This window comes from Gordonia sp. (in: high G+C Gram-positive bacteria) (assembly GCF_052106715.1).
In the GTDB taxonomy this organism is placed as follows: Bacteria; Actinomycetota; Actinomycetes; order Mycobacteriales; family Mycobacteriaceae; genus Gordonia.
On the sequence record NZ_JBQEDL010000034.1, the window covers coordinates 18,387 to 33,644 of the forward strand.

Consider the following 15,258-nt stretch of genomic DNA (forward strand, 5'->3'; position numbering starts at 1 on the left):
GAATACGACGCACCGACCAGTCGTTGAGACGGGCATGAGTAATGCAGAGTTGAGCCCGACCGACTGGGTACGTTCGCAGACCGAGACCATCCTCGAGACCGGCACCACCGAAGGGATCTTCGTGGAGGGCAGTCCGATCGTCCTGTTCACGACGACCGGAGCCAAGTCGGGCAAGAAGCGTTACACACCGCTGATGCGCGTGGAAGAGGACGGAAAATACCTTATGGTCGCGTCGAAGGGCGGTGCCCCGGAGCATCCGTCGTGGTACTTCAACGTCAAGGCCCACCCGGAAGTCACCGTGCAGGACGGCGAGACGGTCGTCGAGCGGACCGCACGTGAGATCGACGGCGACGAGTACGCGCACTGGTGGAAGCTCGCCGTCGCGGCCTACCCGTCGTACGCCGAGTACCAGAAGAAGACCGATCGTCGGATTCCCGCCTTCGTCCTCGAGTGATCGGGCGGGTCGGGCTCCTAGGACATCGCCTCTAGAACAGTCGCATCGCGACGTCCGCGGACGGTTCCTCGAGGTCGAGGAGTATCCGTTTGCGGTCGAGGCCGCCGCCGAAACCGGTGAGTGTGCCGTCCGCGCCGACGACGCGATGACAGGGGAGGACGACCGCGATCGGGTTGCGACCCACGGATTGTCCGACCCGTTGGGCCAGCCTGCGGTCGCCGAGTCGTCCGGCGAGGTCGCCGTACGTGATGGTGGTCCCGTACGGGATGTCGGCGAGCGCGTGCCAGGCGGCGGTGTCGAACTCGTTTCCGTCGGTGTGCAGCGGAAGATCGAAGCGAGTGCGGGTCCCCGCGAAGTACTCGAGCAGTTGCGCTCGCGCCGTGCCGAGTACCCGATCGTCGGCGTCGCACCTCGGTCCGCACTCGGACGAGGGCACGGTATGGCCGGCGAAGACGACACGCGTCAACGCTTCGTCGTCGGCGATCAGCAGTAGATCGTCGACGGGGCTGGGGACGACGTCGTATCGACGCATCGTCGGGTTCCTCTCGTGCGCGACTGCACTCCAACATTCCACGGGACTGGGGCACCCCGCCGAACCACTGATCCCGAAGTTCATATAACTGAACTTACGATCCGCTATTCTCGCCGCCATGGACTGTGTAGTCGTAGGCGGGGGACTGGCCGGATTGGCATCCGCGGTGTTGCTGGCCGAAGCTGGCGTGGTCCACGCCCATGTTGTGCGGATGCCGAAGTCGACGTTCGCTCAGCGTCCGGGCAGCGCGGGAATCCGACCCGACCAGCGGACGGCGGTCCACGGTCTCGCGCTCGCGGGTGACTGGACGCGCACCGACTGGACCACCACGATGGAGGGCGCCGCCCAGAGTGCGGCTCGCGCAGTCGACGTTGTTCTCAGCGATCGGTGACTGCTGTGTCGACGGCGTGTACGTCGATGTCTGCCGACTTCGCCAGCGCGGCGGTTGCGCCGTCGATCAACTGGAGATCACGGAGGACCAATTGGCGTGGCGTCAACCGCCCGTGGTCGTCCAGTCCGGTGGCCACTCGCTCGAACAGGGAGGCCGACCGCGTGTAGACCCGAGTGGATCGGTGCTCGGCGAGAGCCTCGACGAGTTCGGTGATCGAGGCGATCATCGCAGCGGTCGCATCGTCGAGTCGGGCGCCCTCTGGGCCGTCGATCTCGGTGCACCATTGCGCATCGGCGACGAGATCGCGCGCGTACGAGTGCGCTGCGTTGGCGGCAGCCCACCACTGTTGGTTGACGCCGCCGAACGTCCCAGGCACCCGAAGCATCGCGCGACTCGGCGACGTGGCCGACTCCAAGGCCTGAAAAGCGACGTCCAGGTCGCGCGACACCGTTTCGAGACGGTGCCCGCCGTCGCCGTCACGGACGCCTCGGACGGTACCGGTGACCAGGGCCGACAGTGCGGTGAGAAACTCGCGAGTCGCGGCTCGGACCACCCGGCTCGTGCGCAGCGGAAGCACGAAGATCACCGTGGCGACCGCCGCGGCCGCGCCGACGAGCGTCTCGAGCACTCGCATCTCCAACAGTCCTGCGGAGAATTCAGCGAGCTGCACGTACAACTGCGCAACGAGGATCGTGATGGACATGGCGAAGCACGCGTAGCTGATCCGCATCAGATAGATGCCGAGGAACAGCGATACGAGGATCACCGCGATCGACAGCGGGACATCTCTGCCGACGATCTCGGCGAGAAGTGCGCCGACGACGACGCCGAGAATCGTGCCGATGACGCGGAACGCACCCTTACGGACCTGTTCTGCGGCGTTGTTGGCGCCCATGAACGTGACGAACGTCGCAAGCACCGCCCAGTAGAAGCGGTCGGCCGAGATCAGCGATCCCGCAACCACAGAGATCGCCGCCGCCACCGTCATCTGGATGCCCGCACGGACCGAAGGATCCAGACGAGCGGCCACCGACTGGCCGGTCTTCTCCTTCGATGCGGTAGCGCTCACCGCTGACGATCCGGGCAGCCATCCGCCGACGAGTGAGACCGACGCCGCGAACCTGTCCTGTTCGGGTACGTCGTGCGACCGGACACGGTCGAGGTACGGCTCGAACCGCTGCCGGTTGATCGCAGCCAAGACCTGCGCATAGGCGATCACAGACGTCGCGAAGCGGTGCAGGACGAGGAGAGTGTCGTCGTCGATCTGCGCACTCGTATCGTCTTGGCGTAACAGTTCGCGGAGGGCGCGCCCGATCCGGTCGACGGGTTCGGGCGCGCGCTGCTCGACAGCGACCATCGCGTCGCGGACGAGGGTCCGCACTGAGTCGGGGGTGTCGGCGACAGCGATCGCGCGCGCGAAACGGGAGGCGTTCGCGAGCGCCAGTTCGGCAGCGAAGACGTGCTGGTGGAGTTCGGCGGCCGTCGTCCCGACGGGAAGCCGCGGATTCTCCGCGAGCTGGGCGTCGATCATCAACGCCGACTCGTTCAATCGGACGAGCTTCTCATGTCTGCGGCGTCGGCTCCGCTCAGAGTCGGGGTGGTCGAGCACCTCGACAGTCGCCGCGGCGACGGCGTCGGCCCGCCCGAGGAACGACGACCTCAGGCGTTGCACTGCCGACCAGCGGCTCGGATAGGACAGGACGAGCTGCGCGGCGATCGCGACGGCCCCGCCGATCGCCAGCTCGGCCGCTATCCATCCGACGCCGCTGACATCGGTGAGGTGACCAAGAAAGAACCCCAGAAAATTGCCCATGAACAGGCCTTGGCCGATGACGAATCCCCACGCGCCGAACCGCCGGAGAAACCCGGCGCCGCCGAGCGCTACGACCATGACCGCCAAGGCGACGACCTTGAAGTCTTGGAGAGCGAGCCCGGCGACTACGCCGATGAACATGGTGCAGGGCAGAAGGGCGAGTCCGAGTAGTCCGTCCCGGACGCGCGTGAACATCGGGCCCGCGAAGCTCGACACCATCACGACCATCGCGCCGGCCATCATGCCCATGACTCCGGCGGCCCGGTTCTCGGCGGCCACGGCAGCTGAGTCGCCCGACACCATCAACGGATGTGCGAACTGGACGAAGAGCCACTCGGCACCGATGACGGCGGCTACCGACACAACGGTCTGCACCGCGAGGCGAAGTCGAGTGAGACCGGGATCAGACGCCACGAATCGGTTGAACCATTCGTTGGCCGTCTGGCGGGTGCGTCCCGCCGTCGTCGATCGGATGACAGCGAGAGTGTGAGACATACGGCTCTGAGGATACGCCACCGATAGGCTCGTGCAGGTGCGTGTGACGGCACGTATCGACAAACGCGTACCACCGGAGCACGATCGACTCATGACATTCTCTGACGTGACGGCGTCCGTGGGCGCGTGGGTCCTCGAAAACGGTCATCGGACGCTGTTGACAGTGACCGGCGGCCGTTTCCCGAAGAAGCTGCTCGGTATGCAGACGATCGAGCTGCACACCGTCGGGCGGACGTCTGGTCGACGCCGTTCGACGATGCTGACCGCACCGATCTTCGAACCCGACCGCATCGTCGTCATCGCCTCCAAGGGCGGGCACTCCGACAACCCCGACTGGTACAAGAACCTGTCCGCGACTCCCGGCGTCGAGGTGACCGTCGACGAGTCGACGACGGCGTGGACCGCGCACACGGCGAACGCTCAGGAGAAAGCGGAATTGTGGCCCGTCGCCGTCATGGCAAATCCGGGCTACGACGGATACCAGAGCAAAACAGACCGGGATATCCCCGTCGTGGTTTTGACACCGCGCAACTGAACCGGGCGCCCGACTACGCGGTCAGCGAGCGCCGATCAGGATGCCGCTCTTGGCGACGTTCGGGTCGGTGCACGATGAGAGGTCGAAACAGCAGGGCCGACGCTTTCCGTCACGTAGTTTCGAGATGCCGACTCCGATGCGTTTGGTCCGCGTCGACGGGTTCTTCGTCGCCTGCACCCACCGGACCCATTCCCATCGGGCCATCGGGGTGATCGCATTCCACAGTTCCGCAGTGTCCGGGGCGTCGTCCAGCGCCGACTGCAGATCGTCGGGAACCACCGGCTCTGGCCACTGTTTGGCAGGCGTGATCGTCGTCGACACGACAGTGTTCGGGGCGCCGAGTTCCGTGGTCAGCGGTTCTTCCAGGCGGATCCAATGACCGCGGTTTCCGTCGGGTTCGACGACCGTGTCGTACGGGTGGCCGCCGACGCTGCCGGTGACCGCGACCTGTCCGCGTGACGGCAGAGCTGTGCTCGCGTCAGCAGGCAAGCGCAGGATAGTCCGGTCGTTGACCTGCTCGATCGGAGCGTCGAAGGTGATCGGTGCGCCATTCGGCATCGGGTTGCTCCTGTCGGTCGGGCTCTACAGTGGAGGGATGGCCTCCACCGACGACGTTGTCGAACACATTCTGAGCTCCTATGACACCATCACTGTGGTCGGGGCGAGCGCGAACCCTGCGAAAGCCGCGAACGAGGTGCCCGCGTACATGAAGGCCGCGGGTTGGCGGATCGTCCCGGTGAACCCGCACGCCGACGAGATCGTGGGGGAGACCGTGTCCCGCTCGCTCGCCGAAGTCCCCGAGCAGATCGGACTCGTCGACGTCTTCCGGCCCTCCGCTGACGCTCCCGAGGTCGCGCGCCAGGCCGTGGCCGCAGGTGCGACGGCGCTGTGGCTCCAACTGGGGATAGTCAGTGCGGAAGCCCGACAGATCGCCGAGGATGCAGGTCTGCGGTATGTCGAGGACCGCTGCCTGATCATCGAACAGCGGCGGACCGGGATCCGCGGGCCGGGCTCGGTCGCAACGTAAGCGACCGCTGCGCCCGTCCCATTCGATGGGTCGGGCGCAGCGGGGGTGTCCGGATTGGCATCTGTCAGATGCGCGCCGGTTCCAGTTCGTGTCCCGGCTCCGACTCCATCGACCGCTGTTCGGGCCGGTGCTTCGTCAGAACCACTGACTCTTCCGTGACGGTGGCCGCGCCGGAGGTCGCTTCGGACGGTTCGTCGTCCTCGACCATCGACGACTCGTCGAACGGATCCTTGCCGTCGAGGACTCGCCGAGTGGTCGACGCATCGATCGTCTTGGTCCAGGTGCCGATCAGGATCGTTGCGATCGCATTGCCGGAGAAGTTCGTCAGGGCTCGGGCCTCCGACATGAACCGGTCGATGCCGACGATCACACCGACCCCGTCCAACAAGTCCGGGCGGTGACTCTGCAGGCCACCCGCGAGAGTGGCCAGACCGGCTCCGGTGACGCCTGCAGCGCCCTTCGAGGCGATCATCATGAACAGCAGCAACGAGAACTGCTCGCCGTAGTTCAGCGGTGCGCCCATCGCGTCGGCGACGAACAAGGAAGCCATCGTCAAGTAGATCGCCGTGCCGTCCAGGTTGAACGAGTACCCGGTCGGAACGACGATGCCGACCGTGGACTTCTGCACACCGGCGTGCTCCATCTTCGCGATCAGCCGCGGCAGGGCGGCTTCGCTCGACGACGTCGCGACGATCAACAGGTATTCGCGCGCCAGATAACGGGCGAGTTTGAACACAGACAAGTGCGCGACCAGGCGTAGCAGCGTGCCGAGGACGACGAACACGAACAGGAAGCACGTCACGTAGAAGCCGAGCATCAACAAGCCGAGTTGCGTCACCGCGTCGAACCCGGTCGAGCCGACGACCGCGGCGATAGCTCCGAATGCACCGATCGGAGCCACCCACAAGATCATGACGAGCACTCGGAACACCAGCTTCTGGATCAGTCCGATTCCTCGCAGGATCGGCTCGCCCGGACTGCCGATGGCCTGCAGTGCGAATCCGACGAGCAGTGCGATGAACAAGGTCTGCAGAACGCTGCCAGAGGTGAGCGCGGACAGCATCGAGTCGGGGACGATGCTGCTGACGAAGTCCCACGTTCCGCCGCCCTCGTGCGCCTGCTCGGCGTACTCGGCGCCCGAGCCCGCGGTCACGTGCAGGCCGGTGCCGGGCTTGAGGATGTTTCCGACGAGGATGCCGATGCCCAACGCGAACGTCGACATCACGACGAAGTAGCCGAGGGCTAGTCCGCCGATCCGGCCGACACTCGCGGCCTTCCGCACCGAACCGATGCCGAGCACGATGGTGCAGAAGATGACCGGCGAGATCATCATCTTGATGAGGTTCACGAAGATCTCGCCGAGCGGTTTGAGATCCTTGCCGAACTCCGGCCACACCATGCCGACCACGACGCCTGCGACCACGGCCACGATGACGGCGATGTAGAGGAAGTGTGTACGGTCGCGTTTATGTTTTGGCGCCGCCGATCGGGGCGCGGTGTCAGTCGTTGTTGTCACAGGAGGTCTCCTTCGACTCTCGTACGGCGGTAACGAGAAGCATGGGCGACGATGTGATGGGGGACACTCTTGTGTTCATTCTTTACACGGCGAGGTCGAATCGATGAACAGCGTGAGATGGGTGCGATGGCGACCCACAGTTTCTACCCGAGTGTTCGTCTCGCAGGTGGCGCTACTGCTCGTCGTGGCGGTCGTCGGATCGGTCGCAGTCATCTGGCAGGAACGTGACCGGACCGACGACGATGCACGTGAACGCACCACGGCGGTCGCGGTCGCACTGGCGACGACGCCGTCGACGGCGGCTGCGCTTGGCTCGCCGGACCCGACTGCGCTCCTGCTGCCGGTGACCGATGCGGTCGGGGAGGTCTCCGGGATGGACTTCATCGTTGTCATGGCGCCCGACCGCACCCGTTACACGCACTCTGATCGCGCGCGAATCGGTGGTGAATTCACGGGAACCGTCGACCGAGCGCTACGAGGTGAGACGTTCACGGAGGTCTACACCGGAAGCCTGGGACCGTCGGTCCGTGCGGTGACGCCGGTGTACGACGAGAGGGGGACGCTCGTCGGCCTCGTCTCCGCAGGAGTCACTCGCGCCCGACTCGCCGACCAGGTCGGCCGGATCGTGCCGGTCGTGGTGACCGTCGTACTGATCGGACTCGCGATGGCGGTCGGCGTCGCGCTGGTCATCGAACGTCGGCTGCGCCGGCAGACCCTCGGCCTGCGGCCTGACGAGTTGCGGAAGCTGTACGAGCACCACGACGCGGTTCTGCACGCACTGGCCGAAGGCATGATCGTGTTCGACGCAGAGTCCCGGGACGGGCGGGCAGTGGTCGTCAACGACGAAGCGCGTCGTCTTCTGCACCTGCCGGAAGGACCGATCACGCGCAGTGATCTGCCTATGTCGCTTCGTGGCGACGACGATCTCGCCGACGAGGTGCACATCAGCGGTAGTCGGGTGCTCGTCGCCAACCGCCAATCCGTGGAGATCGGGTCCCGGAGACTGGGCACGGTGTTGACCCTCCGTGACCGAACCGAACTGCAGGAGACGCTCGGCGAACTCGATGCGGTGCGATCCCTCGCCAGTGCGTTGAGCGCACAGGCCCATGAGCATGCGAATCGGATGCACTCGGTGGTCACGATGATCGAACTCGGTAGACGCGATGACGCCGTGGACTTCGCTACCCAGCAACTCACCTCCTCTCAAGGGGTTGTCGACCAGTTGGCGTCCGCCGCCGATCCGGCTGTCACGGCGCTGCTCGTCGCGAAGATCGCCGAAGCTGCGGCTACCGGCGTCGAAGTCACGGTGGCCGCGGGAGCAGACCTCGTCGGTGGTCCGCTCACTCCGGCCGAATCACTCACCGCCGTCGGCAATCTCGTCGACAACGCCGTGGACGCGGCCGGTGTCGACGGCTGGGTCGAGGTCGATGCCGGGGTCGTCGGCGGAGCGTGGTCACTGCGCGTTCTCGACGGCGGCGTCGGGATGAGCGACGAGGAGTTCGCTCGCGCGTGCGACCGAGGATATTCCACCAAGACCGGGCACGATCGTGTCCACGGACGAGGGTTGGGGCTGGCGCTGCTGAGCCAGTTGGCGAGACGGCGCGGCGGTACCCTGAGCGTGCACCGGGATCCGTCGACCGTCGAACTGATCCTCCCACTCGGCTCGGAAGGGGACTGATGGGCATCGGGGTCTTGATCGTTGAGGACGAACCACGGATCGCGTCCGCGCACGCCGAGTACGTGCGGCGGATCGACGGGTTCGACGTACTGACGACGGTCGGCACGGGCGCCGCGGCGGTCGACGCGGTTTGGCGCGCAGCCCGGGGCCCGTCACCGATCGACCTGTTGCTGGTGGACGTCGGCCTCCCGGACATGAGTGGCGTGGATGTGGCGGGGGCGGTCGCCGAGACGACGCCGCGCCCCGATGTCATCATGGTGACGTCGGCGCGCGACGTCGACACCGTCCGGACCTCCGTCGCGCGTGGCGCGCTGCTGTACCTGATCAAGCCATTCACGTTCGCCGCATTCGCGGCCAAACTCGAGCACTATCGCGAGTATCGACGAATGCTCGGTGGTGCGGAGGCCGGCCAGGCACAGGTTGACGCGGCGCTGGCGGCTCTGCGCGAACCCGTCGGCGGGCCTGCGACGCCGAAGGGGATCTCGGCGTCGACGCTGGAACTGATCACTACGACCCTACGCGGGTCGTCGGAACCGCTGAGCGCCAGCGAGATCGCAGCGCACACCGGTGTGTCGCGCGTGACGGCGTGGCGGTATCTGGAGCGATTGTCCGACGACCGCGTCTGTCAACGCGTACCCGAATACGGTGGACGAGGACGCCCGGAGAACAAGTACCTCTGGGTACGAGCAGAACATCCCGCATGAACACAGTGCTGCAGGCCGTCGGGCGCTGCGAGCGTCAGACATGAACGAGGGCGACGCCTCGTCGAGCGTCGCCCTCGTTCATGTCACTGCGTCACATCGAGATGCCGTCAGTCCCGGTTCTCCGGATACGGGTTCTCCGGGTATTGAGGTGGCTGGTACGGATCCTGCTGCTGTGGGTACCCGCCCCCGTATTGGCCCGGCTCAGGTGTGTACTGACCCGGGTACTGGGGAGTCTGGCCCTGGGGAGTCTGGCCCTGGGGATTCGGGTTCTGGCCGGTTTGGTACTGGCCGGTGTACGGCTGCTGGGTCTGCGGCATCGGCTGCGTGTACGCAGTCTGCTGCTGCTGCGAGTACGCCTGCTGCTGCGGGTGCGGCTGTGCGGCGTGGTTGCCTCGCGAGGATGCGGCGGCCCGTTCTGCGCGCTCGGCTCGACGGGCCGGGATCTCTTCGGAGACCTTGTCCAGCGCGGTCTCCCAGCGCGTCTGCATCGGCTTGACGAGTCCGCCGCCGACACCGACGACGATGACGCCGCCGAGGGTGGCGAGAACGGCGATCAGGACCGGCGTGGTGACCGTGGTGGCGACGCCGATCTGGTTGAGGGCCGCAATGATCCCCGCGCCCCAGATGAAGACCGACGCGATCGTCGCGATGAGCGGACCGTACGACGCGCCGCCGAGGGCGCCGCGGATCAGGTCACTGACCGCGTGAGCGATCGCGGCGACGATCACGATGATGAGGATCGCGATGAACAGCTTGGGGAGCCACGATACGAATCGGGTCAGCAGATCGCTGATCGGATTGGGCCCGAACACGCCGATCGCCAATTGGAGAGTTATCAGCAGGATCGCGTAATAGACGACCTTCGCAAGAAGGGAACCCGCATCGTAATCGCTCTTGGCGAGCACCTTCGAAAGTCCGCTGCGCTCAGTCAACCGATCGAATCCCACTTTTCGCAGAATCGTGGTGACGAGCTTGGCCAGGACCTTCGCGATGATCCAGCCGATCAACAAGATCACCAGGAATGCGACGAGCTTCGGTACGAAATTTGCGATCGACGACCAGGCGTCGGAAATTCCCGCGCCGTAGTCGATCGCCACGGTGGTGGCCATTACTGTTCTCCCTCCATGTCCGGCACAGTGCGCGCCGGACTCATATTGACCGTATGGCGTCGGTAACGCAATTGCAGGCCGAGTGCGACATCAATACTGGGGATTCGTGCACTGCATGCGCAATGAGGTGCGAAAAAGGTTTCGATAACGATTCGATAATTCGCATAACGCGCGTATGCCGTGAGATTCTCGAACTATGGGCCGGTGTGCGCGAAATGCTGTGTCAATTCGCCGACGATCTGATCCCATAACGGCTCGGGTAGGTCGTGCGCCATTCCGTCGATCATCACCAGCCGAGCGTCGGGGACTGCTCGTGCGACGGCACGTGCCCCCGACGGTCGCATCAGCTTGTCGTGGGTGCCGTGCAGGACCAGCGTGCGAGCCGTGATCTTCGCGTCGTACGAGTGAAGTGAACCGGTGGCGAGGATCGCCGCGAACTGTCGAGCCACGCCAACCGGGTAGTAACAGCGGTCGAAGTATTCGGCGGCATTGCGCCGCGCCTGTTCGAGAGTCGGTGGGTACACCGGCGAACCGATCGTACGACCGAGTTGCACTGTGTGCTCGATGATCTCGTCCCGGTCGGCACGCTTCGGCGGCGGCGAGAGCAGTGTGAGAAGTTGTCGCGGGCCGGGCGGCGGTAGCAGTGCCCGATTGTTGCTCGACATCACGACAGTCGTGGACGAGACCCGGTCAGGGTACTCGGCGGCCACGACCTGGACGATCATGCCTCCCATCGATGCGCCGACGACGTGGGCTCGCGCTATGCCGAGATGATCGAGGACGCTAATCGCGTCGCCTGCGAGGTCGCTCACGGTGTACGGCGCGCCCTTCGCGGGTCGGCCGAAGAAGGACTGGACCATCTTGATGGGCAACGGGAGGCCGCCTACGCGCGCACCGTCGAACTTTCCGGAGAGCCCGCTGTCCCGGTTGTCGAACCGGATCACCCGATAGCCGGCGGCCGCGATCCGCTCGCAGAAATCGGAGCGCCAATACACCATCTGAGCTCCCAGCCCCATCACGAGGAGGACAGCTGGATGGTTCGGGTCGCCGAATTCGTCATAGAAGATGTCGACGTCTTCGCCGGAGATGATTCCTTCGCGCGTAGTCATGCAACCATCATCGCGGACGGGGCGGTACCGCTGAACGGGTGGGAGCATGGATACATGGAGCACGAGCACGCCATCCGCACGACATTCGCAGCCCGTGAGTTCACCGACGATCCGGTGACCGACGAAGCCCTCTACGAGATTCTGGACACGGCGCGGTTCGCGCCGAGCGGCGGCAACCGCCAAGGGGGCCACGTCACGATCGTGCGGGATGCCGATGTGAAGCGCCGGATCGCCGACCTGAGCAGACCTGGCGCGCGCCGATACCTCGCACAGCGCGCCGCCGGTGAGATGCCTTGGAACACCGTGGATCCGACGACGGTGACCGACGAGGACCTCGCGGCGACCCGAGGCGTCGGTGAGTTCGTCGCGCCGCTCGTCGCTGCGCCCGTGTTGCTGGTGATCTCCGTTGACCTCGCGGTAATCGCCTCGACCGACAAAGACCTTGACCGAGTCGGAGTCATCAGCGGTGGATCGATCTATCCGCTGGCGTGGAACATTCTGACCACTGCACGCTCACGCGGCTTCGGTGGAACCTTCACGACGATGGCGACCGCCGAGGAGCCGGCAGTCCGCGACCTGCTGAAAATTCCGTCCGGGCACGCCGTCGCCGCGGTGATCCCGCTTGGACGGCCCGCTCGAATGCTGACGCGGCTGCGGAGGAACGCCGTCGAGGACTTCGTCACTCGCGACGCCTACGACGGCGCACCGTTCACCCTTGAGTCCGAGCGGTGAGCCGCGATGACCGACGTGTCCATGCTCCTCGCCGACCTGGTGGCCGCCGCTGCCGAGGTGGCCTCGAGAACATCGCGAGCGGCGAAGACCAACATCCTGGCCGACGTGCTCGCGGGACTGCGGCCAGACGAGGCGCCAACCGCCGTCGGCCTGATTCTGGGGCGGCCGACTCAGGGACGCCTGGGCATCGGTTGGCGGACCCTGACCAATGAACTCGTGGATCCCGCCCAGACCGCGGTCCTGCGCATCGCTGACGTCGATGCTGCCTTCGGTGAGCTGTCGAGCAGTCGAGGCCCCGGCTCGACGGGTAATCGCTTGACAGTCCTCACCGATTTGATGAGTCGCGCGACCGTCGAGGAACAGGACTACCTCGCTCGGGTGATGATCGGTGAGATGCGCACCGGCGCACTCGAGGGTGTTCTCGTCGACGCCGTCGCGCAGGCGGCCGAACTCGACAAGAGCGTGGTGCGTCGCGCCGTCATGCTCTCGGGCGACCTCGGAACCACAGCTCGTGCAGCGCTCGCGGGTGACGATCTGACCCTTGTCGACCTCGCTCCCGGCGTGCCCGTGCAACCGATGCTGGCAGGCACCGCGCAGTCGCCGGGCGAAGCGGTCGCGACCACAGGTGCGGCGTCGGTCGAATACAAGCTCGACGGCGCGCGGCTGCAAGTGCATCGCGTCGGAGGTCGAGTGCGGGTCTACACGAGAAGCCTTGCCGACATCACCGACCGGGTTCCGGAAGTCGTCGATGTGGTCTCCGAGTTCCCCGGCGGCGATCTCGTCCTGGACGGCGAGACGCTCGCGATGGACGAGTCGGGAGCGGTGCGGCCGTTTCAAGACACCATGAGCAGCCTCGGACGTGACGGCTCCCGGACGCTCGCCGTTTGGTTCTTCGACATCCTGTACGGCGAGGGACGATCACGGATCGACGACCCGCTGACCGAGCGACGGAGAGTACTCCGTGACGTGGCAGGTGACCACATGATTCCTGGGCGGCTGGTTGCCGCGGACAATTCCAGCTCAGACGGTCCTGACTCCGCGCAGGCAGTGCTCGACGAGGCCCTGGCGGCCGGCCACGAAGGAATCGTCGTCAAGGCGCTGGACGCACCGTACGCGGCGGGGCGACGTGGTGCGCACTGGGTGAAGGTGAAGCCCGTCTACACGTACGACCTCGTGGTTCTCGCCGTCGAAGAGGGATCAGGACGCAGATCGGGATGGCTGTCGAACATTCACCTCGGTGCGCGCGACCCCGACGGGCAAATCGGTCAGGCCGGCGAGTTCGTGATGGTTGGTAAGACATTCAAAGGTCTTACCGACGACATCCTGCGTTGGCAGACCGAGTACTTCCCGACGATCGCCGACCGGCGGGCGGGGCGCGTGCTGTATCTGCGACCGCAGATCGTCGTCGAGATCGCGGTCGACGGGGTTCAACGATCGACGCGCTACCCGGGTGGGGTGGCGCTCCGGTTCGCCCGGGTCAAGCGGTACCGGACCGGCGTCGATGCGAAGCCCGCGCAGGACGCGGACACGATCGCATCGCTCCGGGACCGACTGCCACCGCACTGAAGGCGCAGCCTCAGCGCGTCCCGCGGATGCCGAAGTCCTCAGCGCGTCCCGCGCATTCCGAAGTCCTCGTCGCGGAACTCGGTCTCGACGCGAGTGTCCGCGTTGTCGTCCTCCCGCCGTCGGAGTTCGACGCGACGGATCTTGCCGGAGATCGTCTTGGGAAGCTCGAAGAACTCGATGCGGCGGACCCTGAGGTACGGAGGGAGGTTCTCGCGGGCATACGCGAGGATGTCGTGTGCGGTGTCCGGAGTCGGCTCGTGCCCGGGTGCGAGCGCGATGTAGGCCTTCGGCACCGCCAAACGCACCGAGTCGGGTGCCGGGACCACGGCCGCCTCGGCGACAGCCGGATGCTCGATCAGGACGCTCTCCAACTCGAACGGACTGACCTTGTAGTCCGATGCCTTGAACACGTCGTCGGTCCGCCCGATGTACGTGATGTACCCGTCCTCGTCGCGTTCGGCGACGTCGCCGGTGTGATAGAAGCCGTGGGCCATCGCGAGTGCGTTGCGTTCGTCGTCGCCCTGGTATCCCGTCATCAAGGTGACAGGGCGGCCCTGCGGGCCGCCGAGATCCAGGCAGATCTCGCCTTCGCCCGGTCCGTCGACCCGCTCGTCGGTCTCTGGAGAGACGAGGACGACGGGTACCCCGGGAAGCGGTCGGCCCATCGAACCGGACTTGAGACGCTGTCCGGGCGAGTTCGCGACCGACGCGGTGCATTCGGTCTGCCCGAAGCCGTCGCGGATCATCAGTCCCCAATGCTCGTGAACCTTGCTGATCACCTCGGGGTTGAGGGGTTCGCCCGCGCCGATCGCCTCGCGCAGTGACGCCGGGCGTCCCGCGGACAGATCGGCGTTGATCAACATGCGCCAGACCGTCGGTGGCGCGCAGAAGGTCGAGACGTGCTCGTCGGTGATCTGTCCGAGGAGTGCTGCGGGGTCGAAACGCGCATAGTTGTAGACGAGGACAGCGGCTTCGGCGAGGAACGGAGCGAAGAAGTTCGACCACGCATGCTTCGCCCAGCCGGGGCTGGAGATATTGAGGTGGACGTCGCCGGGCTGCAGACCGAGCCAATACATGGTTGAGAGGTGGCCGACGGGATAGGACACGTGCGTGTGCTCGACGAGTTTCGGCTTGCTGGTGGTGCCAGAGGTGAAATAGAGCAGGACCCGGTCTGTCGAGGCGTTACCGGGATGCTCGATGACGGGATCGGACGAATTCGACGCCGCCGCGTAGTCGGTCCACCCGTCCACACCTGTGCCTATCGCGAAGCGGTGCTCGACTCCGGCGATGTCGGTGAACTTCGGTGCGTCCACGGCATTGCAGATCGCAGCGCGGGCGTCACCGCGTGCTACGCGGTCGGCGAGGTCGGCCGGTCCGACGGCGGTCGTCGTCGGCATGATGACGGCACCGATCTTGATGAGCGCGAGCATCGACTCCCAGAGTTCCACTTGGTTGTCGAGCATCACTATGACGCTCTGGCCCCGCCGGACGCCGGAGTCCCGCAGCATGGCTGCGACCTGATCGGACCGTCGTGGGGGGGGGGGGGGCGAGTGGAACCAGCACGCACACCCCGCCGCCCCCCACCAAAGCCCACCCG

Annotated in this window: 14 protein-coding genes and 1 pseudogene; 8 read left to right on the forward strand and 7 right to left on the reverse strand. The window is 65.8% G+C overall.

Translation table 11 applies throughout. The features are described from left to right. Positions 1-34: 34 nt before the first annotated feature. On the forward strand, positions 35-454 hold the full coding sequence (locus tag ACTIMF_RS15430) for a nitroreductase family deazaflavin-dependent oxidoreductase (protein ID WP_237017989.1): 420 nt from the start codon (positions 35-37) through the stop codon (positions 452-454). Positions 455-485: 31 nt separating this feature from the next. Here the strand turns inward: ACTIMF_RS15430 and ACTIMF_RS15435 are convergent, their stop codons facing one another. Next, positions 486-986, reverse strand: coding sequence for a methylated-DNA--[protein]-cysteine S-methyltransferase (locus tag ACTIMF_RS15435; RefSeq protein WP_237012038.1), 501 nt, complete (start codon positions 984-986; stop codon positions 486-488). A gap of 106 nt (positions 987-1,092) precedes the next feature. Between ACTIMF_RS15435 and ACTIMF_RS15440 the strand changes: the two genes are divergently transcribed. Next, a complete protein-coding gene (locus ACTIMF_RS15440) occupies positions 1,093-1,377 on the forward strand; it encodes an FAD-dependent oxidoreductase (RefSeq protein WP_442351183.1) in 285 nt (94 codons plus the stop codon). On the opposite strand, the gene ACTIMF_RS15445 is transcribed toward ACTIMF_RS15440, so the two are convergent. After that, entirely contained in the window at positions 1,364-3,685 is a 2,322-nt protein-coding gene (locus ACTIMF_RS15445) for an FUSC family protein (RefSeq protein WP_442351168.1), read from the reverse strand. The genes ACTIMF_RS15440 and ACTIMF_RS15445 overlap by 14 nt on opposite strands. Before the next feature lie 91 nt (positions 3,686-3,776). Between ACTIMF_RS15445 and ACTIMF_RS15450 the strand changes: the two genes are divergently transcribed. Then, positions 3,777-4,220 (forward strand): nitroreductase/quinone reductase family protein, encoded by a 444-nt coding sequence (locus ACTIMF_RS15450; RefSeq protein WP_442351169.1) that lies wholly within the window; start codon positions 3,777-3,779, stop codon positions 4,218-4,220. 21 nt (positions 4,221-4,241) lie between these two features. On the opposite strand, the gene ACTIMF_RS15455 is transcribed toward ACTIMF_RS15450, so the two are convergent. Then, positions 4,242-4,778, reverse strand: coding sequence for a YdeI/OmpD-associated family protein (locus ACTIMF_RS15455; protein ID WP_442351170.1), 537 nt, complete (start codon positions 4,776-4,778; stop codon positions 4,242-4,244). A 37-nt stretch (positions 4,779-4,815) separates the two neighbouring features. On the opposite strand from ACTIMF_RS15455, the gene ACTIMF_RS15460 reads away from it, so the two are divergent. Next, the gene (locus tag ACTIMF_RS15460; protein ID WP_442351171.1) at positions 4,816-5,247 is read left to right on the forward strand and encodes a CoA-binding protein; all 432 of its coding nucleotides are present in this window, start codon (positions 4,816-4,818) and stop codon (positions 5,245-5,247) included. A gap of 64 nt (positions 5,248-5,311) precedes the next feature. Here ACTIMF_RS15460 and ACTIMF_RS15465 read toward each other — a convergent pair whose 3' ends face one another. Beyond that, positions 5,312-6,763, reverse strand: a complete 1,452-nt coding sequence (locus ACTIMF_RS15465; protein WP_442351172.1) for a cation:dicarboxylate symporter family transporter — start codon at positions 6,761-6,763, stop codon at positions 5,312-5,314. A 151-nt stretch (positions 6,764-6,914) separates the two neighbouring features. Here ACTIMF_RS15465 and ACTIMF_RS15470 point away from each other — a divergent pair, with 151 nt between their 5' ends. Together ACTIMF_RS15470 and ACTIMF_RS15475 are read left to right on the forward strand one after the other, a co-directional pair. Next, positions 6,915-8,441 carry an ATP-binding protein gene (locus ACTIMF_RS15470; protein WP_442351173.1) on the forward strand — a complete coding sequence of 509 codons (1,527 nt, stop codon included), beginning with the start codon at positions 6,915-6,917 and terminating at the stop codon, positions 8,439-8,441. Then, positions 8,441-9,145 carry a response regulator gene (locus ACTIMF_RS15475; RefSeq protein ID WP_442351174.1) on the forward strand — a complete coding sequence of 235 codons (705 nt, stop codon included), beginning with the start codon at positions 8,441-8,443 and terminating at the stop codon, positions 9,143-9,145. Before ACTIMF_RS15470 ends, ACTIMF_RS15475 begins: the two co-directional genes overlap by 1 nt. Before the next feature lie 107 nt (positions 9,146-9,252). On the opposite strand, the gene ACTIMF_RS15480 is transcribed toward ACTIMF_RS15475, so the two are convergent. Beyond that, a complete protein-coding gene (locus ACTIMF_RS15480) occupies positions 9,253-10,254 on the reverse strand; it encodes a mechanosensitive ion channel family protein (protein ID WP_442351175.1) in 1,002 nt (333 codons plus the stop codon). Between the two features lie 194 nt (positions 10,255-10,448). Then, positions 10,449-11,363 (reverse strand): alpha/beta fold hydrolase, encoded by a 915-nt coding sequence (locus ACTIMF_RS15485; protein WP_442351176.1) that lies wholly within the window; start codon positions 11,361-11,363, stop codon positions 10,449-10,451. A gap of 54 nt (positions 11,364-11,417) precedes the next feature. Between ACTIMF_RS15485 and ACTIMF_RS15490 the strand changes: the two genes are divergently transcribed. Further along, positions 11,418-12,095: a nitroreductase family protein gene (locus tag ACTIMF_RS15490; RefSeq protein ID WP_442351177.1), complete on the forward strand. Its 678-nt coding sequence runs from the start codon at positions 11,418-11,420 to the stop codon at positions 12,093-12,095. Between the two features lie 21 nt (positions 12,096-12,116). Continuing rightward, positions 12,117-13,661: an ATP-dependent DNA ligase gene (locus tag ACTIMF_RS15495; protein ID WP_442351184.1), complete on the forward strand. Its 1,545-nt coding sequence runs from the start codon at positions 12,117-12,119 to the stop codon at positions 13,659-13,661. A 38-nt stretch (positions 13,662-13,699) separates the two neighbouring features. On the opposite strand, the pseudogene ACTIMF_RS15500 reads toward ACTIMF_RS15495, so the two are convergent. Next, positions 13,700-15,258, reverse strand: a pseudogene (locus tag ACTIMF_RS15500) (AMP-binding protein); the annotation flags it as partial.